The organism is Saccharothrix sp. NRRL B-16348 (assembly GCF_001280085.1).
In the GTDB taxonomy this organism is placed as follows: Bacteria; Actinomycetota; Actinomycetes; order Mycobacteriales; family Pseudonocardiaceae; genus Actinosynnema.
Genome location: NZ_LGED01000068.1, coordinates 134,110 through 159,044, shown reverse-complemented (window position 1 = coordinate 159,044; position 24,935 = coordinate 134,110). Strand labels below are relative to the sequence as shown.

The following is a 24,935-nucleotide window of genomic DNA, read 5'->3' as shown; positions in this document are numbered from 1 at the left end:
GATGCTCCCTATCCCTTGACAGCCCCGGCGCTGAGCCCCTGCACCAGGAACCGCTGCACGACGGCGAAAACGAGGACAACCGGCACGGCCGCGACCACGCCACCGGCGGCGAGGGCTCCGAAGTCGGTGTTGAACTCACCCAACGTGTAGCTCAGGCCGACCGGCAGGGTGAACTTGTCCTGCCGCGTGGCGAACATCAGCGCGAACAGGAACTGGTTCCAGGCGCCGATGAACGCGAACGACCCGACTGCCACCAGGGCGGGCTTGAGCTGTGGGAGGACGACGGCGAAGAACGCGCGCAGGCGCGAGCAGCCGTCGACCATGGCGGCTTCTTCGAGTTCCACGGAGATGTTGCGGATGAAGCCGCTCATCAGGATCAGCGACAGCGGCAGCTGGAACGCCACCTCGGCGATGACCAGGCCGGTGATGCTGTTGAGCAGCCCGAGGCCCTTGAAGATGACGAACAGCGGGATCAGCATCATCGCGCCGGGGATGAACTGGCTGCACAGCATCGCCAGCAGGAACACCCGCTGGCCGCGGAACTTGAACCGGGCCAGCGCGTACCCGCCCATCACCGACAGGATGGTCACGAACACGAGCACGCCGAGGCCCATGACCACGCTGTTGTAGAAGAAGATGCCGAACCCGATGTCGTTCCACACCGTGTCGAAGTGCTCGAACGAGATCGGCCACGGCACGAGCTGCGTGGAACCGGCCGGCCGAACCGCGAACACCAGCATCCAGTAGAACGGGATGAGCGTGAACAGCAGGTACAGGAACAGCGGCACGTGGATCATCCACGGCTTGCCCGGCTCCTCGGCCACGGCCCGGCGGCGCTTCTTCGTCGGCTGCCGGGGCGGCGGCGCGGAGTCCACCGGTCGCCGGGTCAACGTCTCGGTCATGCGCGACTCCCGAACTTCGACAGCCTCAGGTAGGCGATCGAGAAGAACAGCAGGATCAGGAACCCGGCCACGGTGAGCGCCGAGCCGTACCCGAAGTTGTGCGAGTCGACGGCCTGCCTGGCCACGTACAGCGGCAGCGTGGTGGTCTGGTTCGCGGGGCCGCCGCCGGTCAGGGTGTAGATGAGGTCGACGTTGTTGAACTCCCACACCGCGCGCAGCAGCGTCGACAGGATGATCGCGTCCTTCAGGTGCGGCAGGGTGACGCTGGTGAAGCGCCGCCACCGGCTCGCGCCGTCCACGGACGCCGCCTCGTAGAGGTCCTTGGGGATGCTCTGGAGGTCGGCGAGCAGCAGGATCGCGAAGAACGGCACGCCGCGCCACAGCTCGGTCACCACGAGGGCGTCGAACACCGTGTCGGGGTTGCCGAGCACCGAGGTGCCCGGCGAGCCGATGCCGAGGTTCGACAGCTCCTGGAAGATGCCGGTGGACGGGTTGAGCAGCAGGATCCAGATGCCGGTGGTGAGCACGCCGGACACCGCCCACGGCGAGAACACCAGCGCCCGCGCCATGCCCCGGCCGATGAACGTCTCGTTCACGATCAGGGCCAGGATCAGCCCGAGCAGCAGTTGCAGCCCGACTTCGACGACCACCCACTTGGCGCTGAACGCGAGGCTCTGCCAGAACAGCGGGTCGTCGAACAGCATCTGCTTGAAGTTGTCCAGCCCCGCGAAGCCGTTCTTCCACGGCTGCGTGACGTTGTACCGCTGGAGGCTGTAGTAGACGACGCTCCCGATCGGGTAGACCAGGAAGATCGCCATCAGCACCAGCGTCGGTGCGATCAGGGCGTAGGGCGCCCAGGTGCGTGTCCTCATGCGGGGTTCCAGTCGCCGAGGTACGCGCGGAGGGTGTGCTGTGAGGCCTGGTCGTGGGTCAGCTGGGGCCGGTCCGCGCCGGGGGTGGCGCCGGGGCCGGAGTTGCGGAACTCGGCGAACCGGGCGTCGCGCCAGGAGAAGCCGGACATGTCGGTCCACGGCGCGGTCTTCACCGCGGCGGGCAGCTTGGTGTCGCGGATGACGACGGACGCGATGGCGTCGGGGTCGCCGCCGGGGTGCCAGGGCCGGCCGAGGTAGTAGGTGCCCGCGGGTGCGTCGCTGAGGATCGTGGAGTTCATGATCAGGAAGCCGTGGGGGTTGTCGCGGCGGGTGCTGGCAGCGGTGAGGTAGCCGTTGGGGTCGCCGCCCCGGTCGAGCGCCCTGATGGTGACCTGGTCGAACACGGCGGTGGCGCGGCCGAAGATGAAGTCGACGTCGCCGACGATCTCGCTGCCCCGGTAGTACTGGCGGGCCTTGGTGCCCACGGCGCGCGTGTCGGCGTACAGGGTGTCCTGGTGGCCGAGGAAGCGGACGCGGTCGTAGTACTGCCGGTCGCCGGTCGCCTTCACCGCGACGGCCTGCGTGTTGGTGATCTCGGGGTGCGCGGCCCGGTCGAACGAGTTGCTGAACGTCAGGTCGCGCGCGGTGAAGCCGTCGGCCTCGATGGTGGCGGTGGCCGAGCCGGTGGTGCCGTAGGTCGTGCCGTCGGGCTTCTTGGTGCCGTTGGCGTTGTCGTAGTCGATGACGACGTCGCGCGCGGTGCCGGTGGAGCCCTTGAGGGTCAGGTCGGGCTTGGTCGCGGGCACCCGGACGACCTCGCGGTACACGCCCTTGCCGATGGTGATGGTGGTGCCCGGCGGTGCGGCGTCGATCGCGGCCTGCACGGTGTCGAAGTCCGTGCCCTTGGCGACGTGGTAGCGCTCGCGCTGCTGGGCGCCCGCCTTGAGGTTCTTCACCCGGGACGTGGCTTCCAGGCCGAGGGTGAACTGGGGCGTCCAGCCGGCGTCGCCGGCGAGCTGCGCGGTCGGGTTGGCCGCGTTGAACGCGTCGAGCACGTCGACCGGCTGCCCGTCGACGAGCGTGCCGACCTCGGTGATGGCCGTGCCGCCCCAGTTGTAGATCAGGTCCTCGACCGCGCCGCCGCCGGCGAGCTTGACGTAGTTGTTCTCCACGTACAGCTTCGACTGCACGCCGACGCCCCACGCGTAGGTGAACGTCGGTCCGGGCTCGTACAGGTTGTTGTAGACGTGCACCTGGCCGAAGCGGACGCGCGGCAGGCGTTCCTCGACGTTGCGGAACACGTTGTGGTGCACCGAGATCCGGAGCTTGCCGGGGTCGGTGGTCGAAGTGTTCGACGAGCCGATGAGCATCGTCTTGCCGTGGTCGGAGAACAGGTTGTACGACGCGGTGACCAGGTCGGTGCCGTTGGTCATGTCGAGCGAGCCGTCGTGCTGCTGGAAGGGGCGGCCGAAGTGCTCCGGCGCCGCGCTGTCCGGGAACGGCTGGTCGGTGAACGTGTTGTGGTCGACCCACACGTTCGTGGCGCGGTTGAGGGAGACCGCGTCGTAGTCGGAGTTCCAGTTGCCGGTGGCGCCGTCGGTCGGGTCCCACTGCGGGAAGCAGTCGCGGGTGTCGCGGAACGTGAGGTTGCGGATGATCACGTTCGTGGCGCCGTGGATCCGGATGCTCGCGCCGGTGATGCCCGCGCCCTTGCCGTCGCCGACGATCGTCGTGTCGGAGCCGACGGCGAAGGAGATGGCCTCGGCCTGGCGGCGGGCGGACGCGGCGCGGGCGTCCTCCAGTGGGCCGCTCGGCTCGGTGTCACGCCCCCAAACGGCGGGGTCGTATGCGGCCAAATAGCCCGCGAGCGTGTAGCCGTCCGTGGCATATGTTGCGCAATCAGCCCTGACGTCGATTACGCCGCGCACTTTGATGAGGCGCGGCGCGGGCGCCGCCAGGGCGGCCCGCAGTTCCGCCGCCGTGCGCACGACGTGTTCGGTGGTCGCAGCCGATCCACCGGTGGTCCCGGTGCCGCTCGAAGCCCAGCCGTCACCGGGTTGGAGAACCTGTCTCCCCAGGTCATGGCCTGCGTGCGCGGGTGCTGCCGCGATCACGCCAAGGGCGCAGGAAAGCACGAGCGCAGTACTGAGTATCCGCATGACGAGGGGCCTTCCCCGGCGAATTTGTTCATAAATGTGAACACGTTCCAGATGTGCGAACAGAGTATTGCGAAAGTGTCCGCCACACGTCAACGACGTAACGTCGTTCGATTGTCGTTCGACCACGGGATTCGACGGATCGTCGAATTCGAGTCGAATTCGATGGCGCGACCGGCCCACTGCGGGGCCCGCACGACGTGAGCCGCCCCCGACCCTGGTCCGGGTCGGGGGCGGTGTGGATGGCGGAACCGGTGCCGGGCGGACGCGGACGGGCCGTCAGACCGGCGGGGTGAAGGCGGCGACGCGGGCGGACAGGGTCCGGGCGTGCGGGTTGCCGGGGTGGCGGTCGGCCAGCCGGCGCAGCGGGCGCAGCCGGTCGGCGACGCGGGTCGAGCGGATCGCGCCCGCCAGCGCCAGGGCCTGCCCGCCCACGTCGGCCGCCTGGTCGCAGTCCCCGTCCACCAAGTGGTTGGCGGCCAACGCCATCAGGCTGAACGCGCGGCTGCGCGTCATGCCCGCCGAGTAGCCGGCCACGGCGGCGGTGAGCGAGTCGATCGCGGGCGCGGTGTGCGCCGGGTCGACCGTCCGGGCCAGGTCGGTCAGCACCACGCCGGTCAACCCGCACAGGTCCGGCTCGTCGAAGAAGCGCGCCCACCCCGGCGCCGGGCCGGACGCGCGCGCGAACTCGTCGTGCGCCAGGTTCAGCAGCCGCACCGCCTCGGCCTCGTCCCCCAGCCCCGCGTGCGCCCACGCCTGGTTCGCGCGCAACATCGCGACGGCACGCCGTGAACCCGCTCGGCGTGCCGCGACCAGCCCGGCCGAGAACGCCTCCAGCGCCTCGCGCCGCCTGCCGCCGTGCAGCCGCAGTCGGCCGACGCGGTAGTGGATGTTGGCCGCCAGGTCGTGGTGCCCGGCCTCCACCGCCATCCCCAGCGCCAGGTCCCAGTGCCGTGTGGCGGTGTCCTCGAAGCCGGTGTCGAAGCACGTCCACGCGGCCAGGTTGTGCAGGTCGGCCAACGCGACCAGCAGCCGCCGGCGCACGGTGCCCGGTGCGGCGGCGTCCAGCAGCCGGTCGTGCCGCGTCGCGCACTCGATCGCCGACTCGCGGCACGCGCCGCCACCCCGCCGGTAGTCCACGCCGCGCAGGCGTTCGGTCTCGGCCGCCAAGCGCTCCACGTCCGCGACCCCGATGTGTGCCGGGACGTGCTGAGGTTCTGCCATCGCCGCACCTCGCAATTCCACTAGAGCGGTGGAGAGGGATCCAACTGGCATGTGGCTGCGGGGTACCCAGGGTGACAGTGGCGCCACCCCGGCGGGATCCGCCGTCAGGGGTTCGCGATCGGCGCCCGCGCCGGTGCGAAGGACGCGCATTGGCCCCCTGCGCCGGCGGCCGTGACGGGGCCAAAATCGAGGGGTGATCGGTTTCCGCGCGGCTTCGGGCGCACTCGTGGCCGATCCGGGCCGGTGGCCGATCCGGGCGCGCACCCCTCGCGCCCCTCCCCACCAGCAGCTCCGACGGCGTGGCTGCCCGCGGTCGTCGTCGACAGGAGTGACATTCCATGCCAACGAGATCACCGGACGCGCGAGCCCTGCGGCTGGCCGACGGGCGGCACGTGCGGTTGACGCCCGTGACGCCCGCCGACCGCGAGGAGCTGGCGGAGGCGTTGCGGAACGCGGACGTGGACACGCTGTTCCAGCGGTTCTGCGGCGCGGCGCCGCCGGTCACGCCCGCGCTCCTCACCCACCTCACCGACCTGGACCACGTGCGCCGGTGCGCGATCGTCGCCCGTGACACCACCGGTCGGGGTGTGGCGATCGCGCGCTACGAGGCGACCGGCGAGCCCGGCGCGGCCGAGGTCGCGGTGGTGGTCGCCCCGCCGTGGCGGCGCGTGGGCCTGGCCACCGCGATGGTGGCCCGGCTCGCGTCTTCCGCGTCCGCCAACGGGTTCGACCGGTTCACCGCGACGCACCTGGCGGGCCACCGCGCCGTCGCCCGGATGCTGCGCGCGGCAGGCGCGGTCCGGTTGAGCGGCGGGTCCACAGTGGACTGGTCGGTGCCACTTCCGTCAACCGGACCGGACCACTTCCCCGCCGAACGTCACCGCTTTGCCCGAACGACCGCGCGTCCCCGAGTGGGACGATGACCCGATCCCGCCCGCACCCGAGGAGGTCCGCCCGCAGTGCCCCGACCCGCACCTGACGAGGAACGCCGACCGAGACCGATCAGCGCCGTCCTCCCCGAACTGCGGCGCGGACGCGGCCTGACCCAGTACGACCTGGCGGAACGACTGCACGCGGCGTCCGGCAACGTCAGCATCACCAGGGAAGAGGTGTCCCGCTGGGAACGCGGCAAGCGGATACCCGGCCCGTACTGGCGCGCCTGGCTCGGCCGCGTCCTCGACACGCCCCAGCAGGAGCTGGAACAGGCGGCGGCGATCGCCAGGCGCACCCGCCGGGGCGGTTGACGGACTACCGGTCCGCACCCGCGAGAGCCGGGTACTGCACGGCGATGTCCTGTGCCAGCGCGGCTTTCACCTGGCGCGTGAGCTCGTCGGCCAGCACCTCGAAGGCGTCGGACTCGATGCCGTCCAACGCGCGTTCCGCGACGTCGCGGGGATCGCTCTTGGGCGCGTCGAGACCGGCGGTCATGTCGGTGTCGACGTAGCCGACGTGCAGCCCGGTGACCTGGATGCCGCGCGGGAGCAGGTCGAGGCGCAGGGAGTTGGTCTGCGACCACAGGGCGGCCTTCGACGCGCTGTACGAGCCGCTGATCGCCGCCCAGGACAGGACGGAGGCGACGTTGAGCAGGTGCCCGCCGCCGTTGCGCTCGATGATCGGCACGAACGCGCGGGCCACGTGGAGCGGGCCGTAGAAGTTGGTCTCGAACTCGCGGCGGACGTCGTCCAGCGGCGAGTCCAGGAACGACGCCCGCACCAGCCCGCCCGCGTTGTTGATCACGATGGTCACGTCGTCGGCCGCGGCCGCCGCGGCGGCGACCGAGTCGGGGTCGGTGACCTCCAGCGCGAGCGGGACGGCGTCCGGGTGCGTGACGGTGCGCGGGTCGCGCGCGGTGGCGTAGACCTTCCGCGCACCCCGGTCGTACAGGGCCGCGACCAGGGCCTTGCCGATGCCCCTGTTGCCGCCGGTGACCAGTGCGGTCGCACCGTTGATCGTGGTCATGCCAATCCCTCCAAGTACGGAAACCGATCTGTTTCCACTGACTGTAGACCGATCGGTTTCCTCCCCGCAACCTCGCGGGTAACCTGCAAGGTGTGACCACCACCCCACGGGACCGCCTGCTGGACGCGGCGGGCGAGCTGTTCTACCGGGAAGGCGTCGGTGTGGGCGTCGACGCGCTGTGCAAGGCCGCCGGCGTCTCCAAGCGGTCGATGTACCTGCTGTTCGACAGCAAGGACGAGCTGATCGCGGCCAGCCTCGACCGGCGCGCCCCCGATTACGAGGCCGTGCTGCGCCCCCCGGACGGCGGCACACCGCGCGAGCGGATCCTGCACGTGTTCCGCGCGCAGGACGGGCTGACCGGCCAACCGACCTACCGGGGCTGCCCCCTGGTCGCCACGGCGACCGAGCTCAAGGACGCCACGCACCCGGCCAACGCCGTGGCCCGCAGGCACAAGCAGGCCATGACCGACTTCTTCGCCGCCGAGGCGCGCACGGCGGGCGCGGCGGACCCGGACACGCTGGCCGCGCAGCTGACGATGGTGTTCGACGGCGCGGCGGCACGCGCGGTGATGCGGGCCGAACCGCTGGCCGGCCTCGGCGTCACCACCGCGACGGCGCTGCTCGACGCGGCCGGGGTCGTCTGACCGCGCCGTGACCAGACCGGGGGACGGATCGCCGATGGACTCGGAGTTGTGGTTGTCGCTGCGCGAGGCGCAGGCCATGGAGCACGACGACGCGAGGACCGCGTTGCTGGAGGACGCCGTCCGCCGGGCCGACCTCGGCGACGTGCCGCGGGCGACCTACGTGTCGCGCAGGCTCCTCGCCGACGCGCACCGCCTGGACGGGCGGTGGGAGCAGGTCTACCAGCTGTTCCGGGAGTGCCTCGACGCCTACGACCGGCGGCCCGCGCGGTTCGACCCGGCCGACGAGGCCGACCTGCTGCGGTGGCACGCCTGGCTCGTCGAGTGCATGGTCGACTTCCCCGACTACGGCGTGGCCGACATCCGGGCGGCGCTGCACGGCCTGGAACGGCGGTTCACCGCGGCCGGCCTGCCGTGGCACGAGGTCCACTCCGCCCGCCGGGGCGTGGCCGCGCACCTCGGCGACCTGGCCGCCGCCGACGAGGCCTACCTCCGCTGGACCGCCACCGCGCCGACCGACGGGGACGACCGGTGGCTGCACGTGACCGGGATCGACCACTTCCTGGCCCGCGGCGACGACGCCCGCGCGCACGCGCTCGCCGCGCCGATGCTGGCCGACCCGGCCGTGTCCGACGAGCCCGTGGTGCTGGCGCGGTGCCTGATGCTGCTGCCGCTGGCGCGGGCGGGCGCGTGGGCGGACGCGATCCTGGCGTACCGGCGGCTGCTGCGCGGCATGGCGGGCGAGTTCCACTCGCTGGAGCACCACGCGCGGGTGATCGAGTTCTGCGCGTTGACCGGCAACGCGGCGGCGGGCGTCGACTGGCTCGCGTCCCTGCGCGGGTTCGAGGCTCGGCAACGGCCGTTCGCCACCATGGAGTACGCCACCGCGGTGGCGGTGCTGGCCGACGCGCAGGTGCGCGCGGGCCGCGGCGACACCGCCCTCGACCTCGGCCCCGACGACCCGAACTCGGTGCCGTTCCACGTGCTGGCGGCCCGGATGCGGCGGCTCGCGCTGGACCTGGCCGACCGGTTCGACCGGCGCAACGGGCACTCCGCGCAGGGCGACCGGATCCGCGCCAGGCTGGCCGCCGAGCCGTTGGCGGACTTCGTCCCGCTGAGCCCGACCAGCCGGGCGCCGCTGCGCGTGCTGCCGCCGCCCGGCCTGTCCGACGAAGCGGTGCTGGACCGCGCGCACCGCCACGACCTGCGGTGCGAGCCGGACGAGGCCAGGGCGTGCCTGACCGTGCTGTCCGACGACCTGCCCGAGCACCTGCGCGCGCGGCGGATCGAGCTGTGGGCGAAGTTCTTCCAGGGTCCGGAGACCGAGCGCTCGTTGCGGTGGGCGGCCTACGTGCACCGGCGGCACGGCGACGAACGGCGCGCGTTGCTCACCCAGTCGTGGCTCGGCCTGTGGATCGCGCACGACGGCCGGGTCGAGGAGGGCGTCGCCGCCACCGCCGACGCCGCCACCCGATTACGCGACTCGGGAGACGACGGGGACTGCGCGTGGGCCGAGCACTGGCTGGCGTACGTGCTGGCGGGCCAGGGCAGGCACGCCGAGGCGCTGGCGGCGTTGTCGCGGGGCAAGCGGCACGCGGAGGCGGCGGGCGACCTGCTCGCGACGGGGACGCTGCTGCTCCTCGAAGGCGTGATCCGGCCGTCGGCCGCCACCGCGACGGCCGCGCTGGACGCGTTGATCGAGGCGGGCGCGCCGGAGAAGGCGTTGGAGGCCGTGGAGCAGCTGCGCGACCTGGACGCCCACGGCCCGGTGGTCGAGCGGCTCCTGGCCCGGCCGCCCCGTGACGCCGACCGGCTCGTCGCGCGGCTGCGGTACCTGCGGGCCTGCGACCTGATCGACGCCGGGCGGGTCGCCGACGCGGCCGACGACCTGAACGAGGCGATCGGCCAGGCCGCGCTGCGCGGCGGCGACACGGTCGAGCAGTGGTACCAACTCGTGCACGCCGACCACGCGGCCGGGCGATACGAGGACGCCGTGGACGCGGGCGTGCGTGCCGCGAACTGGCTGGAGCACCTGCGCGACACCGAGGACGCCGGCTGGGCGGACTGGGCCGACCAGGCCAGGTACCTGGTGGCCGACAGCTACCGCAGGCTCGGCGACGCGCGGGCGGCGTTGCGCGAGTACCGCAGGCTGGCCGACGGGCACGGCGCGCTGTCGGCCGCGGCGTTCGTCGCCGCCAGCGCGCTGCTGGAGGAGCCGGCCGTCGGCGAGTGGCCCGGTCAGCCCTGATCGGGCTGGTGGTCGGCGCGCCACCGCGCCACCACGTGCTCGACGTCGAACGGCATCAGGTTCAGCGGCGGTCCCGACATGGGCTTGCGGATCGCCTCGACGATCCGGGCGTTGATGTCGGCCAGGATCGACCGCGCCTCGGCCTCGGTGCGGGCCTTCCCGGCGGCCTCGCGCGCGGCGGCGGCCTCCTTGCGCAGCAGCAGCGTCGGCGGGAGCGCGGTGCCCTCCTCGCGGCGCAGCTTCTCCTTCACCCACCACAGCTCGTCGTGCGGCTCGTGCAGCCCCTTCAACGGCTTGCCCGCGCCCGGCAGGTCCTCGAAGTCCCCGCGGTCCTGCGCCTCGCGGATCTGCCGCTCGATCCACGTCTCGAAGCCGACACCGGCCGGCTTGCGCTCGGTCACGACGCACCACCCCCTGCCGAGGATACCGGCGTCGCGCGGGTGGGGCCCGCGGTTGTGCCCCTCTGCTCGGGGGGCACAACCGCGGGGTCGGGTCAGGACAGCGCGCAGATCGGCACCGGCACCCAGCCGGTGGCGTCACCGCTGCCGTTGAAGCCGATCTTGATCGTGCCCGACGGCGGGATGGCGCCGTTCCAGGACGTGTGGGACACCGTCACCGACGTGCCGCTCTGGGTGAAGGTGCCGTTCCAGCCCTGGTTGAGGGACATCCCGGGGTTGAACGTGAACCCGATGCGCCACCCGCGGGTCGCCGAGGCGCCGGCGTTGCGGATGGTGATCTCCACCGTGAACCCGCCCGGCCACTGGTTGACGACCTTGATCTCGACGTCGCACGACCCGCCGGGGACGGAAGTCGTGGTGGTCGTGGTGGTGGTCGTCGTGGTGGTCGTGGACGTTGTCGTGGACGTGGGCGTGGTGCCGTTGAGCGCGGACACCACGGCCGGGAACCACTTGTCCGCGATCTTGCGATCACCGGACGCGTTCGGGTGCACGCCGTCGTAGGTGTCACCGGAGGTGTTGAACCCGGTCCACTGGTCCACGACGGTGATCGGCGACTGCGCGGTGGACTTGCCCGCCGCCCAGCCCGTGATCGCCGCGTTCAGGTCGACCACCCGCTGGGGGCACTCCGCGCAGGCGCTCGCCGCCATCGGGATGATCTTGGCGACGATCACCTCCATGCTCGCGTTGTTGGCGCGCATCTGGTCGACGAGCTTGCTGTACGCGGCCAGGATCGTCGCGGTCGACCGGTTGCTCCACACGTCGTTGGTCCCGAAGTGCATGAGCACCACGTTCGGGTTGGTGGCGGCCAGCCACCCGACGAGCTGGTTCTGGTCGGCCACCGCGGTGACCAGCGCGCCGCCGTGGCCCTCGTTCTCGCCGTCGTAGGCGAAACCGCAGCCGTCACCGGTGCGGGTGCCCACGAAGTCGATGTCCGTGTGCCCGGCCGCGCGCAGGTCGCGGTCCAGCAGGGCGCGCCAGCAGCCCGGCGACCCGGTGATCGAGTCGCCGAGCGCCATGATCCGCGTCGGCGCCGCGGCCTCGACCGCCTGGCCGGTCGTGCCGACCAAGAGGCCGACGAGCGTGGCCAACGCCGTTAACAGTGCCGCGACAGCGGCTTTTCTCGACATCGTGGACTCCTCTAGGCCGTGGTGCAGGCGGCGCCGTTGAGGGTGAACGCGGTGGGCGCCGAGTTGGTGCCGTTCCACGACCCGATGAAGCCGAAGCTGACCGAGCCGCTCGCCGGGATGGTGCCGGTGTAGGACACGTTGGTCGCGCTCAGCGTCGAACCGGACTGGGTCGTGGTGGCGCCCCAGGACTGGCTGACCGTCTGGCCGTTGGCCCACGTCCAGCGCAGCGTCCAGCCGTTCACCGCGGCCGTGCCGGTGTTGGCGATCTTCACGTCGCCCTGGAAACCGCCCTGCCACTGGCCCGCGACCTTGTACGTGACCGCGCAGGACGCGGGGCCGCCGCCACCGGACTGGGTGGTGACGTTGACCGTGCCGGAGCGGGTGGAGCGGTTGCCCGCCGCGTCCCGCGCGTACACGGCGAACGTGTAGGTGGTGTTGGCGGTCAGGCCGGTGATGGTCGCGGACGTCGTGGCGGTGCTGGCCGCGGCGGTCTCGGTGGTGCCGCTGACGCGCACCACGTCGTAGCCGGTGACGCCGACGTTGTCGGTGGACGCGGTCCAGGACAGCGTGGCGCCGGTGGCCGTGACGCCGGACGCGGCCGGGGTGCCGGGCGTGGACGGCGGGGTGGTGTCAACCGGGCCGGTGCCGCCGTAGACGCTGGCCTCGCGCGAGGTGGCCTTGATGCCGTTCGCGCCGTTGACCGCGCGCTGGCCCCAGGTCGTCAGCTGGGCGGCGTTGAAGCCGGTGACCATGTCGAGGTACTCGACGCCGCCGCCGTTGCCCGACCAGGACCACGCCAGGTAGCCCAGCTTCAGCGCCTGCGTGGTGGCGAAGATCGTGTCCTCGTCCGGGTTGCCGTCGGAGTGGTCGTGGCCGAACTCGCCGACCACGATCGGCAGCTTCGCCGCGACGAACGCGTTCAGGTAGTCGTTGACCTTGGCGGCCGTGTTGTACACGCCGTACATGTGGATGGAGAACACCGTGTTCTTGTGCGGGTCGGCGGCGAACACCGAGGCCGCGTTGGCGCGCATGGTGTTGTCCCAGTCCTGGCCCCAGTTCGGCGCGTCGACCATGATCGTGTGCTCGAAGCCCGCCGAGCGCAGCGAGGTGATGGCGTCCTTGGTCGCCTGGGTCCAGCCGGTGTAGCCCGTGTTGCCCCACGGCTCGTTGCCGATGTTGAGGATGACGTACTTCTCCTGGCCGGTCATGGCGCTCTGGATGCTCTTCCAGTACTCCACGGCCCGGGCCAGGCTGACCGCGCCGCTCTGCTCCTGGTAGCCGGTGGTGTCGTGCACCTCCAGCACGCAGATGAGCTTGTTGGCCTTGCACTGGCTGATGACGTTGGCGACGTCGGAGGCGGTGTTGAGGGTCCACCGGTCGCCCGAGCTGAGGACCACGCGGACCGTGTTGGCGCCGGTGGCCTTGATGTCCTTGAGCGCCTGGGTGGTGCGGTCGGCGTACCAGGTGTGCGCGTGGTTCACGCCACGCATCACGAAGTCGTTGCCGTTGGCGTCGAGGAGACGCCCGTTGCTGACGGTGAACCCGGCCGCGGCGTGTGCCGGCGTCACCGTGAGCAGTGACAGGACCAAGGCGGCGACGGCGGCGCCCACCAAGGCGAATCGCTTGCGCATGGATGTACCTCGCGTAGTTGTCGACGTTGACGTAGCGAGCGCAGGGCAGCGCGCCTGCCTGCGGCAGGCCCCAACACCAAAGCAATTAACCGCTTAAGTGTCAACGGCCCATTCGCCGCCACCCTCCCCCGCCCCAACCTCCTGCGGGCACCTCTCCCAAGCCCTCTGGGACCGCTCCCAGAACACTCGCCGCAATCCTCCTACACCTCTCCCCCACCCACCACCCCCAGCACGCGCGTGTCCTACCTTCAGAACGCGCGTGTCCTACGTTCGCGTCGCGCGTGTCCTACGTTCAGAACACGTGAGTTCAACGCTCAGAACACGCGACCTGGGGTTTCGCCGCACGACGGCAAGATCGAACCTGAACGTGGGACACGGGTGTTCCGAACGTAGGACACGCGCGACCGGAACGTAGGACACGCGTGTTCTGAACGTAGGACACGCGCGACTTGGAGGTTCGACACGCGAGAGGTGGGGGTTAGGAGGGTGGGGGGTGGGCGGTGCTGGAGCGGGGGACCAGTTCCGGGTCCGAGGTCTTCACCTGTTCGGCCGGGGCGCCGTTGATCACGTCGAGGAGCAGCCGCACGGCGGCGGAGCCGCGTTCGGCGATCGGGCGGCGGACCGCCGAGAGGGCCGGGCGGACCAGGCGGCACAGGGCCGAGTCGTCCCACGCCACCAGGGACAGCTGGTCCGGAACGGTCAGGCCCAGCTCGTGCGCGACGCCGAGAGCGGACACGGCCATCACGTCGTTGTCGAACACCAAGGCGGTCGGCGGCGTGCCGCTCGTCAGCACGCGCCGGGTCACGCGGGCCGCGGCCTCGTCGGAGTAGTCGGCGTGCACCACGCGGGCGTCGGGCAGGCCGAGCCGCGCCGCGGCGGTGGTGAACGCGCGGGAACGGGTCTGGGTGTGCACGAACTTCGTCGGCCCCGCGACCCGGACGATGCGCCGGTGCCCCAACGCCACCAGGTACTCCAGCACCTCCTCCACGGCCAACTCGTCGTCGGTCCACACGCACGGCATGTCCGGCACGACGGGCTCGCCGAGCACGACCGCGGGCAGCCGCAGCTCCTGCACCAGCTCCACCCGCGGGTCGTTCTGCACCAGGTCGACCAGCAGCACGCCGTCCACCCGCCGCTCGCCCCACCACCGCCGGTACGCCGCCAGCTCGGCCGCCGAGTTGTCCGTCACCTGCAGCAGCAACGACGTGGGCCCGCCGGCCAGCGCGACCTGTATCCCGGAGATCAGCTGCATGAAGTACGGCTCGACGCCGATCACCCGCGCGGGCCGGTCGACCACGAGCCCGATCGCGTTCGCCCGACCGTCGCTCAACGACCGCGCCGCGCTGCTGGGCACCCAGCCGAGGCGGTCGGCGATGTCCATGATCCGACGACGTGTCGGTTCCGAGACGCCCGGCCGGTTGTTGAGCGCGTACGACACGGCGCCGGTGGACACGCCCGCGGCCTTGGCGATGTCCGAGATGGTCGGACGCTTACCACCTGCCACCCGCGCCTCCTCGGTCGGTGATCATCGAGTCTAGCCGCGGTGTGCGTGGCTCAGCCCGGTAGGGTGATTAAGCGCTTAACGGATTACGTGAAAGGGGACCGCCGTGCCCTGGTTCGACCTCTCCGAGCGGGAGCTGGCGCTGTACCGGACCGACACCGCCGAGCCGGACAACCTGGACCTGTGGTGGAAGTCCCGGCTGGACGAAGCCCACGCCGCCGCCCTGCCGCCGGTCCTCACCCCTTACGCGGCCGACGCCTACGGCCCGCTCGCCGTCTGGGACGTCGAGTTCTCCGGGTACGGCGGCGACCGGGTGCGCGGCTGGTACATCCGCCCCTCCGGCGCCGGCGTCGAGCCGCTGCCGACCGTGGTCTGCTACATCGGTTACGGCGGCGGTCGCGGCCTGCCGTCGGAGCACGCGCTGCTGCCGTCCGTCGGCTACGCGGTGTTCGTGATGGACACCCGCGGCCAGGGCGGGCGGTGGACGCTCGGCGCCACCCCGGACTCCGGCTTCGCGGGTCCCGAGCACCCCGGCGTGATGACGCGCGGCATCGCCAGCCCCGAGACCTACTACGTCACGCGCCTGATGGTGGACGCCGCCCGTGCCGTGGAGGTGGCCGCTTCCCTGGACGGCGTGGACGAGACGCGGATCGCGGTGTCCGGCGGCAGCCAGGGCGGCGGGCTGGCGCTGGCCGCCGCCGCGCTCAACGGCGAGGCGGTGAAGGTCTGCCACGCGGACGTCCCCTTCCTGTGCGACTTCCAGCGGGCCATCACCCTGACCGACGCCGAGCCGTACGCGGAGATCGCCAAGTTCCTGGCGCAGCACGTCGACCTGATCCCGGCCGCCCGCGACACGCTGCGGTACGTGGACGGCGCGTTGCTGGCCAAGCGGATCACCGCGACGTCGTTGCTGAGCGTGGGCCTGATGGACGAGGTGTGCCCGCCGTCCACTGTGTACGCGGCCTACAACGAGATCACCGCGCCGAAGGAGATGGCGGTGTTCCCGTTCAGCGGCCACACCACGCCGCGGGTGCACGACGAGCGCAAGCTCCGCCACCTGCGCGCGCACCTCTGAGGTTGGCGGGCCGTGAGGGGACCACCGCCATAGTCCCCTCACGGCCCAGCCCGGTCAGTGGACTCGGCGGCTCTCCGGGGGACCCGGGCAACTGCACCCGGGTCCACCTGTGTCCACGACCAGCTTCTGGACCACCACGACCATCCGGAACTCGAGCGTGTGCACGCCCGCGGCCAGCCGAGGCCCGGTGGTGGTCAGCGGGGCGTGGTGGTCACCGGGGTCACCAGCACGCGGTCGTAGCCGACCACGCGCGGCTCGCCGGTGATCCGCACCGAGTGCTGCCAGCGGATGTCCTCGCTCGAGTTGCCGACCTGCAGCACGACCTCGCCGGTCTCGACGATCCGCTTGCCGTCGCGGCCGGTGAACGAGGTGCGGTCGGCGTGCAGCCGGAACGTCACCTCGGTGGCCGCGCCCGCCTCCAGCTCGACCCGGGCGAACCCGACGAGCTGGCGCACCGGACGCGTCACGCTGGCCACCGGGTCGTGCAGGTAGAGCTGGACGACCTCGGCGCCGGACCGGTCGCCGGTGTTGCGCACCAGGCACGACACCTCGACCTCGCCGTCGACCGGGAACTCGGCGCCGGCGGCGAAGTCGGACAGCTCGAACGTCGTGTACGACAGGCCGTGCCCGAACGGGTAGGCGGGCGACGGGTCGACCGAGCTGACCCCGCCCGGGCCGCCCAGCGGCGGGTGCAGGTAGGTGGTCGGCTGGCCGCCGGAGCCGCGCGGCACCTGCACGGGCAGCTTGCCCGACGGGTTGACCCGACCGCTGAGCACGCCGGCGACCGCGCCCGCGCCCTCCTCACCGGGGAAGAACGCCTGGACGACGGCCGCCGGCTGGTAGGAGCCCAGCGCGTACGGGCGGCCGGTCAGCAGCACCAGCACCACCGGCACGTCCAGCGCCAGCAGCTCCGCCAGCAGCTCGCCCTGCACACCGGGCAGGTTCAGGTCCTCGGCGTCGCAGCCCTCGCCGGACGTGCCGCGGCCGAACAGCCCGGCCCGGTCGCCCAGCACGGCGAACACCACGTCGGCCTCGCGGGCCACCGCGACGGCGCCCTCGATGCCCGACCGGTCGTCGCCGTCGACCTCGCAGCCCTTCGCGCTGGTGACGTCGGCGCCCGGGAACTCCTTGCGCACCGCCTGGAGCATCGTGTCCATCTCGACACCGAGCGGCACGTCGGGGTGCTGCACGCCCACGTGGTTCGGGAACGCGTAGCAGCCCATCAGCGCCAGCAGGTCGTCCGCGCACGGGCCGACCACGGCGAGCTTGCCCGCGTCGGTCAGCGGCAGCACGCCGGAGGCGTTGTCCAGCAGCACGACGGAACGCTCGGCCATCGTGCGGGCCAGGTCGCGCAGCGCGGGCGGGTCGAGGTCGACCGGCTCGCCGCGCAGCACCGCGGGCGACTCCGGCTGCCAGCCCTCGTCCAGCAGGCCCAGCTCGCACTTCTGGGTCAGCACGCGGACGACGGCGCGGTCCACCAGCGCCTCGTCGACCTGGCCGGACCGCACCAGCTCGGCCAGCGGCTCGCCGTAGCAGCGCACGCTGGGCAGCTCGACGTCGATGCCGGCGGCCAGCGCCAGCGACGCGGCCTCACCCGGCGAGCCGGCGACGCCGTGCGCGGTCTCCAGGAACGACACCGCGAAGTAGTCCGCGACCACCACGCCGCCGAAGCCCCACTTGTCCCGCAGCAGGTCGGTGAACAGGGTCGGGTCGGAGCCGGCGGGCACGCCGTCGACCTCGGCGTAGGAGTTCATCACCGAACGCGCGCCGCCGAGGCGCAACGCCATCTCGAACGGCGGCAGCACCACGTCGGCGAACTCGCGCGGGCCCATGTGCACCGGCGCGTGGTTGCGCCCGCCGCGCGAGGCCGAGTAGCCCGCGAAGTGCTTGAGCGTGGCCACGATCCCGCTGGACTCCAGGCCCTTGGTGTAGGCGGCACCGAGGAGACCGACGAGGTACGGATCCTCGCTGATGGTCTCCTCGGTGCGTCCCCACCTCGGGTCGCGCGACACGTCCAGCACCGGGGCCAGGCCCTGGTGCACACCGACGTCGCGCATCACGAGGCCCACCTCGCGTGCCATCCGCTCGACCGTCACCGGGTCGAACGAGGCGCCCCACGCGAGCGGGATGGGGAACACGGTGGCCTGCCACGCGGTGAACCCGGCCAGGCACTCCTCGTGCGCCATCGCCGGGATGCCGAAGCGGGTGTTGGCGACCAGCTTGCGCTGCGTCTCGGCCAGCACCTTCGCGCCGACCAGCGGCTCGACCGGCCCGGTGCCGAACACGCGGGTCAGCTGACCGAGGCCGGGCTTGGTCAGCTCGTCCCACGGCGGCAGCGGCTCGGCGAACTCGTGCTGCGCGGGGGCGACCTCCTCACCCTCGGAGATTCCCACCCACACGCCCACCAGCTGGGCCAGCTTCTCCTCCAGGGTCAGCTCGGCCAGCAGGGCGGCGACCCGCTCACCGGTCGGCCTTCCGGGATCGGCCCAGGGGTTCAGCACGGCGGCTCCTTCGTTGACGATCGGACGACGAGTTCGGTGGCCAGTTCCACCCGTTCGGTCTCCACGGGGCGACCCGCGATCAGGTCGGCGAGCATGCGGCCCGCGTGGCGGCCCATCTCGGTGAGTGGCTGGCGCACGGTGGTGAGGGCGGGCGAGGACCACACCGCGACCGGCAGGTCGTCGAAGCCGACCACGCTCAGGTCGTGCGGCACGGACAGCCCGACGACGCGGGCCGCCTCGATCACGCCTAATGCCTGCTCGTCGTTGCCGGCGAAGATCGCCGTCGGCCGGTCCGGCAGCGCCAGCAGCTCGGCCGCGCGGCGGAACCCGCCCTCGTGCTTGAAGTCCCCGTGCTTGACCAGCTCGGGATTGAACGCGATGCCCGCGCGGTCGAGCGCGGCGCGGTAGCCGTCGACCCGCGCGCGGCTGCACAGCATCCCGGCCGGTCCGCCGATGACGCCGACCCGGCGGTGGCCGAGGCGCAGGAGGTGCTCGGTGGCGGCCAGGCCGCCCGCCCAGTTCGTCGCGCCGACGCTGGGCACGTTCGGCTGCGGCAGGTCGACCGGGTCGATGACCACGACGGGGATGCGGGAGTTGGCCAGCACGCGGCGGTCGGCGGCGGTCAGCTGGGAGGTGACCAGGAGCGCGCCCGCGCGCCTGGCCTCGACCAGCGACGCCGCCCACGACGTGTGCTGACGGGGTTTGTCCGTGGACGACACCACGACGTGCAGTCCGGTGTCGACGACACCACGGATGATCTCCACCGCCCAGGGGCTGTCCAGGGCGGTGAACACGAGGTCCACCAGCAGGTGGCCGGAGGCCCGCCGGGATCCCACCGGCACGTAGTCGTACTCGGCGAGCAACTGCCGCACACGAGCCCTGGTCTCCGCGCCGACGTCGTCCTTCCCGTTGAGGACTTTGGACACCGTCGGGAGAGACACCCCCGCTGCTGCGGCAATCGTGGCCAACGTGGCTCGACGCATGGGCCGATAGTATCGAAACTCGATCGAAACACAAGAGTGACCTCTTGACGTGCAGAAACGTCACCTAGACACGCCGAATGGTGACGCTTGACACCGGTTGGACACCCGCCTAAGGTCTGCGCAAGTCGTGGATGTTTCGAAATGTTTCGATGCCACGAACAATTCCCGCAGCGTGGCAAGAAGGGTGGCGGTCGCATGTCCCGCCGTTCATGGGTGCGTCCCCTCATCGCGATGGGGCTCGTCGCCGTGACAGCAGTGGTGTCCGCGTGTGGCACGTCCGGTCCGGGCGAGACCAACGCCGGCGCACTGAAGATCTGGGCACTGGAAGACCCGGTGCTCAACAAGATCGAGAACTTGTCGATCGACTCGTTCAAGGCGGCCGGCGGCAACGCCTCGCTGGAGACGTTCGGCAACGACCCGTACAAGCAGCGGCTCCGGGTCGCCATCGGGTCGCCCCAGGCCCCCGACCTGTTCTTCAACTGGGGCGGTGGCAACCTCAAGGAGTACGTCGACGCCGGCAAGGTGGCCGACCTGACCTCGGTGCTCGAGGAGAACAAGGCCGCCAAGGACGCGTTCATCCCGAGCGTCCTGAACGGCGCGAAGCTCGGCGACAAGTACTACGGCGTGCCGATGCGCGGCATGCAGCCCGTGCTGCTGTTCTTCAACAAGAAGGTCTTCTCCGAGGCGGGCGCGAAGCCGCCGACGACGTGGGACGAGCTGCTCACGGCCGTCGACACCTTCAAGGCGAAGGGCATCACCCCGATCGCCCTCGCCGGCACTCAGGCGTGGACCGAGCTGATGTGGGCCGAGTACGTGCTCGACCGCTGGGCCGGTCACGAGGTGTTCCAGAACATCCGGGACAAGGGACCGGAGGGCTGGAAGGACCCGGCCGTGGTCGAGGCCATGACCAAGCTCAAGGACCTCATCGACCGCGGCGCGTTCGGCAGCAGCTTCGCCTCCGTCGGCTACGACGCCGGTGGCGCGTCGACCATCCTGGCGCAGGGCAAGGCCGCCATGCACCTCATGGGCACGTGGGAGTACACCAACCAGCTCGACCAGAGCCCGGACTTCGTGAAGAACGGCGACCTGGGCTGGGTGGCGTTCCCGTCGATCCCCGGCGGCAAGGGCGACGCGGGCAACCTCGTCGGCAACGTGAGCAACTTCTACTCGGCGACCCAGGACTCGAAGAGCCTGGACGCGGCGAAGAAGTTCGTCACCACCGAGCTGCACAAGGACTCCTACATCGAGGCGCTGGTCGCGGCCGGTGACGTCCCGCCGGTGGTGGGCGCCGAGGAGAAGCTGAAGAAGTCGCCGAACCCGGAGTACGCGTCGTTCATCTACGAGCTGGTGCTGGACTCGAAGAACTTCCAGCTGTCCTGGGACCAGGACCTGCCGGCCGATGACGCCACGTTCATGCTGACCCAGCTCCAGGAGTTCTTCCTGGGCAAGGTCTCGCCGCAGCAGTTCGTCGACGCGGTGGCCGCGCGCTGATGTCGTCCCAGCGGCCTTCGGCCTGGTATGCCGTGCCGGCGTTCGGATTCTTCGCCCTGTTCGCCGTGTTGCCCATGCTGCTCGTGATCTACCTGAGCTTCACCGCTTGGGACGGGTTGGGCACACCGGCGCTCAACGGGGGCGAGAACTGGTCCCGGCTGCTCGAAGACAGCGAGGCGCGTGCCTCGGTGTGGCGGACCCTGGTGCTGATGGTCGTGTCGTGGCTCGTCCAGACCCCGATCGCGTTGCTGGTCGGGGTCTGGGCGGCCGGCAAGCAGCGGTCCCGGGCGGTGCTCAGCTCGATCTTCTTCCTCCCGCTGCTGCTGTCCACGGCCGCCATCGCGTTGTTGTGGCAGGCGCTGCTCGAGCCGAACTTCGGCGCGTTCGTCGGCGGACCGCTGTTCCTGGGTGACCCCGACATCGCGCTGTACACGGTGGTGCTCGTGATCTCGTGGCAGTTCGTCCCGTTCCACACCCTGCTCTACCAGGGCGCGGCACGGGCGGTGCCGCCCTCGCTGTACGAGGCGGCCACCATCGACGGCGCGTCACGGGTGAGCAAGTTCCGGCACATCACGCTGCCGCAGCTGCGCTACACCATCGTCACGTCGTCGGTGCTGATGCTGGTCGGCTCGCTGACCACGTTCGACACCGTGCTGATCCTGACCAACGGCGGACCGGGCACCGCGACCCGCATCCTGCCGCTGCACATGTACATCACCGGCTTCAGCGGGTTCGAGATGGGCTACGCGAGCGCGATCGCGGTCGTGCTGGTCGTCCTCGGCACCGCGCTGTCGCTGGCGGTCATGCGCTGGAGCGGGTTCCGCCAGATGAGCAGCCAGCAGGAGGGGTCGTGAAGTCTCGTCCCAACTGGCCCGCCGGGATCTTCGCCCTGGTGTGGCTGGCCGTCGTCGTCGGGCCGCTGCTCTACCTGGTCACGGTGTCGCTGCGCTCCCGAGCCGAGTACCTCGGCAAGAGCGTGTGGGAGATGCCGGACGCGTTGTCGCTGGACAACTACGTCACCGTGCTGACCGGCGGCTTCGGCCAGTACCTGCTGAACAACGTGATCGTGACCGTCGCGACGGTGGCGATCGTGGTGCTGGTGACCGTGCCCGCCGCGTACGCGGTGGTGCGCAACACCAGCCCGTTCGTGCAGAAGGGGTTCACCCTGCTGCTGATGGGGCTGGCGATCCCCGCGCAGGCCACGATCATCCCGGTGTACCTGATGATCACGCGGATGCAGCTGTACGACACGTTGACCGCGATCATCCTGCCGACGGCGGCGTTCGCGCTGCCGGTGGCGATGCTGGTGCTGGTCAACAGCCTGCGCGACGTGCCGCGTGAGCTGTACGAGGCGCAGGCGATCGACGGCGCCGGTCCGCTGCGGGTGCTCGTGTCGCTGGTCCTGCCGCTGGCGCGGCCGGCGATCATGACCGTGGTCGTCTACACGGCGCTCAACGCGTGGAACGGGTTCCTCTTCCCGTTGGTGCTCACCCAGTCGGAGTCGTCGCGGGTGCTCACCCTCGGGTTGTGGGACTTCCAGGGGCAGTTCGGCACGAACGTGCCCGCGCTGCTCGCGGCCGTGACGCTGTCCGTGCTGCCGATCTTCGCGGTGTACCTGATCGGTCGGCGGTTCCTGCTCAGCGGCCTCACGGCCGGTTTCGGCAAGTAGCACGTCCGGACTGGAGGGACGCTCATGCCCGACGGCCCGCCCGTTCCGGTCACCGGTTCCGCCGTCGCCCCCGTGGCGGCGGCGGAACCCCCGCTCCGGCAGCTCGCGGCACGGCACGACCTCGACCTCGGCACCGCGGTCAACCTGACGGCGCTGGCCGACGACGACGTGTACCGGGAGTGGGTGGCGACGCAGTTCGACAGCGTCACCGCCGAGAACGAGATGAAGTGGGCGGAGCTGGAGCCGACCCGCGGGCAGCACGACTGGGACCGGGCGGACGAGCTGATCGCGTTCGCCAGGGCCAACCGGCAGACCGTGCGCGGCCACACGCTGGTCTGGCACAACCAGAACCCGGCGTGGCTGGCGGACCTGCCCGCCGACGAGCTCGGCGCCGTGCTGAAGGACCACGTCCAGACCACCGTGCGCCGCTTCCGGGGCGAGATCCGGCAGTGGGACGTGGTGAACGAGGCGGTCGAGGAGGACGGGTCGCTGCGCGACACCGTCTGGCTGCGGGCGCTCGGTCCCGGCTACATCGCGGACGCGTTCCGGTGGGCGCACGAGGCCGACCCGGACGCGCTGCTGTTCTACAACGACTACGACGTCGAGGACGTCAACGCCAAGAGCGACGGCGTGTACGACCTCGTGCAAGAACTGACACGACAGGACGTGCCGATCCACGGCGTCGGCGTGCAGGCGCACTGCTCGGTGGAGCGCGCGCCGCGGACGCTGCGGGAGAACCTGGGCCGGTTCGCCGACCTCGGGTTGCACACCGCGCTGACGGAGGTCGACGTGCGGATGGCGATGCCGGCCGACCCGGTGAAGCTGGAGGCCCAGGCGAACGTGTACCGCTCGCTGCTGCGGGCGTGCCTGCTGACGCCCGGCTGCCTGTCGTTCACGGTCTGGGGGTACATGGACAAGTACTCCTGGGTGCCCGGGTGGTTCGAGGGTGAAGGTGCGGCCGACATCCTCGACGAGAACTTCGCCGCCAAGCCCGCTCACCGGGCCCTGCGCGACGACCTCTCGTTCGGCGGCCCGAGCCGCCGGGACTGACCCGACCCGGCTCGGGCCCGCACCTCTCCCAGTGGGCCCGAGCCTCCCCCAACGACGAACTCGGGGTACCTGAACGTTCGACACGCGCGTTCTGAACGTTCGACACGCGCGCGAGTCCTACGTTCAGGACGCGAGAGTCCAACGTTCGGGACACGTGAATTCAACGTTCAGGACGACCCCCGTTCGGCCGCCAGGCCGTCACTTTCGGGCAAGACGCGTTCCACGTTGCGGTAACCTCGGTGACGCGGCTGGGTGGGAGGAACCGGACATTCGACAGTTTCGATTGAAACGTCGATTGTTTCGAACGAGTTACGTGCACTCCGAGTGACGAACAACCCACCACCGCTCCCCCGCGTCTAGCGGCCGGAACTGGGCGGGGCTGCCGTAGACTGCCCTCATGCCGACCAAAGCCGACCCGTCACCCTCGGATGGCACAGCCTCGGGCAAGATCACCATTGCCGCCATCGCGGCAGAAGCCGGGGTCTCTGTTCCGACTGTTTCGAAGGTAATGAACGGTCGCGCCGACGTCGCGCCGCACACCCGGGAACGGGTCGAGGCGATCATCCGGCGGCACGGCTACCAGCGGCGGGCGGACGAGCGGTCGCGGCGGTCCAACCTGGTGGAACTGATGTTCCACGAGCTGGAGAGCGCCTGGGCGCTGGAGATCATCCGCGGCGCCGAGCAGGTCGCCTCCGAGCAGGGCCTGGCCCTGGTGCTGTCGGAGTCGCAGGGCAGGCTCACCCCCGGCCACGGCTGGCTCGAAGGCGTCATCGCGCGCAAGCCGCTGGCCGTGATCTCCGTCTTCTCCGACCTCACGTCCTCGCAGCTGGCGAAGCTGCGCGCGCGGGACATCCCGGTCGTCGTGGTCGACCCGATCGGCGAACCCCAGTTGGAGACGCCCTCGATAGGAGCCACCAACTGGAACGGCGGCCTCACCGCCACCCGCCACCTGATCGAACTCGGCCACCGCCGCATCGCCATGATCGGCGGCCCGGAACGGGTCCTGTGCAGCCGCGCCCGCGTGGACGGCTACCGCGCCGCGCTGGAGACCGCCGGCCTGGCCTACGACCCGGACCTGGTGCGGTACGGCGACTTCCACGTCGAGTCCGGTCGCGCCCAGTTCGCGCCGCTGCTCGACCTGCCGGACCCGCCGACGGCGGTCTTCGCCGGGTCGGACCTCCAAGCCCTCGGCGTCTACGAAGCGGCACGCGCGGCCGGCCTGCGCATCCCGGAAGACCTCAGCGTCATCGGCTTCGACGACCTCCCGGTCGCGCAGTGGGTGGGCCCGCCGCTGACCACGGTCCGGCAGCCGCTGCAGGACATGGCCGCGGCGGGCACCCGTCTCGCCATCACGCTGGCACGTGGTGAAGAGCCCGAACACCGCCGAATCGAGCTTGCCACCACGCTGGTGGTGCGTCAGAGCACCGCCGCGCCACGCTGACGAGCC

General features: G+C 71.1%; 21 protein-coding genes. 10 read left to right on the top strand and 11 right to left on the bottom strand.

Features of this window, described 5'->3' with window-relative positions:
* Positions 1-8: 8 nt before the first annotated feature.
* The 4 genes from ADK67_RS09715 to ADK67_RS09700 all read right to left on the bottom strand — a co-directional run bounded on the left by ADK67_RS09715 (position 9) and on the right by ADK67_RS09700 (position 5,154).
* Positions 9-902 (bottom strand): carbohydrate ABC transporter permease, encoded by an 894-nt coding sequence (locus ADK67_RS09715; RefSeq protein ID WP_053716063.1) that lies wholly within the window; start codon positions 900-902, stop codon positions 9-11.
* Positions 899-1,774 carry a carbohydrate ABC transporter permease gene (locus ADK67_RS09710; protein ID WP_053716062.1) on the bottom strand — a complete coding sequence of 292 codons (876 nt, stop codon included), beginning with the start codon at positions 1,772-1,774 and terminating at the stop codon, positions 899-901. The genes ADK67_RS09715 and ADK67_RS09710 overlap by 4 nt, the downstream gene beginning before the upstream one ends.
* The gene (locus tag ADK67_RS52320) at positions 1,771-3,762 is read right to left on the bottom strand and encodes a pectinesterase family protein (RefSeq protein ID WP_197289351.1); all 1,992 of its coding nucleotides are present in this window, start codon (positions 3,760-3,762) and stop codon (positions 1,771-1,773) included. Before ADK67_RS52320 ends, ADK67_RS09710 begins: the two co-directional genes overlap by 4 nt.
* Positions 3,763-4,209: 447 nt before the next feature.
* Positions 4,210-5,154, bottom strand: a complete 945-nt coding sequence (locus tag ADK67_RS09700; RefSeq protein WP_053716061.1) for a hypothetical protein — start codon at positions 5,152-5,154, stop codon at positions 4,210-4,212.
* 338 nt (positions 5,155-5,492) lie between these two features.
* On the opposite strand from ADK67_RS09700, the gene ADK67_RS09695 reads away from it, so the two are divergent.
* Together ADK67_RS09695 and ADK67_RS09690 are read left to right on the top strand one after the other, a co-directional pair.
* Positions 5,493-6,077, top strand: coding sequence for a GNAT family N-acetyltransferase (locus ADK67_RS09695; protein ID WP_082403331.1), 585 nt, complete (start codon positions 5,493-5,495; stop codon positions 6,075-6,077).
* 36 nt (positions 6,078-6,113) lie between these two features.
* On the top strand, positions 6,114-6,398 hold the full coding sequence (locus tag ADK67_RS09690) for a helix-turn-helix domain-containing protein (RefSeq protein WP_053716060.1): 285 nt from the start codon (positions 6,114-6,116) through the stop codon (positions 6,396-6,398).
* A gap of 4 nt (positions 6,399-6,402) precedes the next feature.
* Here ADK67_RS09690 and ADK67_RS09685 read toward each other — a convergent pair whose 3' ends face one another.
* Complete coding sequence (locus ADK67_RS09685; RefSeq protein ID WP_053716059.1) at positions 6,403-7,113, bottom strand: SDR family oxidoreductase; 711 nt, start codon at positions 7,111-7,113, stop codon at positions 6,403-6,405.
* A 92-nt stretch (positions 7,114-7,205) separates the two neighbouring features.
* Between ADK67_RS09685 and ADK67_RS09680 the strand changes: the two genes are divergently transcribed.
* Together ADK67_RS09680 and ADK67_RS09675 are read left to right on the top strand one after the other, a co-directional pair.
* The gene (locus tag ADK67_RS09680) at positions 7,206-7,757 is read left to right on the top strand and encodes a TetR/AcrR family transcriptional regulator (protein WP_053716058.1); all 552 of its coding nucleotides are present in this window, start codon (positions 7,206-7,208) and stop codon (positions 7,755-7,757) included.
* A 34-nt stretch (positions 7,758-7,791) separates the two neighbouring features.
* Positions 7,792-10,002, top strand: a complete 2,211-nt coding sequence (locus tag ADK67_RS09675) for a hypothetical protein (protein WP_053716057.1) — start codon at positions 7,792-7,794, stop codon at positions 10,000-10,002.
* Here the strand turns inward: ADK67_RS09675 and ADK67_RS09670 are convergent.
* The 4 genes from ADK67_RS09670 to ADK67_RS09655 form a co-directional block, all read right to left on the bottom strand.
* On the bottom strand, positions 9,993-10,403 hold the full coding sequence (locus ADK67_RS09670; RefSeq protein WP_053716056.1) for a J-domain-containing protein: 411 nt from the start codon (positions 10,401-10,403) through the stop codon (positions 9,993-9,995). The two genes, ADK67_RS09675 and ADK67_RS09670, sit on opposite strands and share 10 nt — an antisense overlap.
* 92 nt (positions 10,404-10,495) lie before the next feature.
* Entirely contained in the window at positions 10,496-11,587 is a 1,092-nt protein-coding gene (locus ADK67_RS09665) for a cellulose binding domain-containing protein (RefSeq protein WP_053716055.1), read from the bottom strand.
* 11 nt (positions 11,588-11,598) lie between these two features.
* Entirely contained in the window at positions 11,599-13,218 is a 1,620-nt protein-coding gene (locus ADK67_RS09660) for a cellulase family glycosylhydrolase (protein WP_053716054.1), read from the bottom strand.
* Between the two features lie 478 nt (positions 13,219-13,696).
* Complete coding sequence (locus ADK67_RS09655; RefSeq protein ID WP_053716053.1) at positions 13,697-14,722, bottom strand: LacI family DNA-binding transcriptional regulator; 1,026 nt, start codon at positions 14,720-14,722, stop codon at positions 13,697-13,699.
* A gap of 103 nt (positions 14,723-14,825) precedes the next feature.
* Between ADK67_RS09655 and ADK67_RS09650 the strand changes: the two genes are divergently transcribed.
* A complete protein-coding gene (locus ADK67_RS09650; RefSeq protein WP_053716052.1) occupies positions 14,826-15,794 on the top strand; it encodes an acetylxylan esterase in 969 nt (322 codons plus the stop codon).
* 194 nt (positions 15,795-15,988) lie between these two features.
* Here the strand turns inward: ADK67_RS09650 and ADK67_RS09645 are convergent, their stop codons facing one another.
* A complete protein-coding gene (locus ADK67_RS09645; RefSeq protein WP_053716051.1) occupies positions 15,989-18,295 on the bottom strand; it encodes a glycoside hydrolase family 3 N-terminal domain-containing protein in 2,307 nt (768 codons plus the stop codon).
* Positions 18,289-19,278 (bottom strand): LacI family DNA-binding transcriptional regulator, encoded by a 990-nt coding sequence (locus tag ADK67_RS09640; RefSeq protein WP_053716050.1) that lies wholly within the window; start codon positions 19,276-19,278, stop codon positions 18,289-18,291. Before ADK67_RS09640 ends, ADK67_RS09645 begins: the two co-directional genes overlap by 7 nt.
* A gap of 195 nt (positions 19,279-19,473) precedes the next feature.
* Between ADK67_RS09640 and ADK67_RS09635 the strand changes: the two genes are divergently transcribed.
* The 5 genes from ADK67_RS09635 (at position 19,474) to ADK67_RS09615 (ending at position 24,929) form a co-directional block, all read left to right on the top strand.
* Complete coding sequence (locus ADK67_RS09635) at positions 19,474-20,769, top strand: extracellular solute-binding protein (protein ID WP_063797545.1); 1,296 nt, start codon at positions 19,474-19,476, stop codon at positions 20,767-20,769.
* 32 nt (positions 20,770-20,801) lie between these two features.
* Complete coding sequence (locus ADK67_RS09630) at positions 20,802-21,623, top strand: carbohydrate ABC transporter permease (RefSeq protein ID WP_231648094.1); 822 nt, start codon at positions 20,802-20,804, stop codon at positions 21,621-21,623.
* Positions 21,620-22,438, top strand: a complete 819-nt coding sequence (locus ADK67_RS09625; RefSeq protein ID WP_053716047.1) for a carbohydrate ABC transporter permease — start codon at positions 21,620-21,622, stop codon at positions 22,436-22,438. Before ADK67_RS09630 ends, ADK67_RS09625 begins: the two co-directional genes overlap by 4 nt.
* 24 nt (positions 22,439-22,462) lie before the next feature.
* Positions 22,463-23,488 carry an endo-1,4-beta-xylanase gene (locus tag ADK67_RS09620; protein WP_053716046.1) on the top strand — a complete coding sequence of 342 codons (1,026 nt, stop codon included), beginning with the start codon at positions 22,463-22,465 and terminating at the stop codon, positions 23,486-23,488.
* A gap of 397 nt (positions 23,489-23,885) precedes the next feature.
* Positions 23,886-24,929: a LacI family DNA-binding transcriptional regulator gene (locus tag ADK67_RS09615; protein WP_053716045.1), complete on the top strand. Its 1,044-nt coding sequence runs from the start codon at positions 23,886-23,888 to the stop codon at positions 24,927-24,929.
* Positions 24,930-24,935 lie beyond the last annotated feature (6 nt).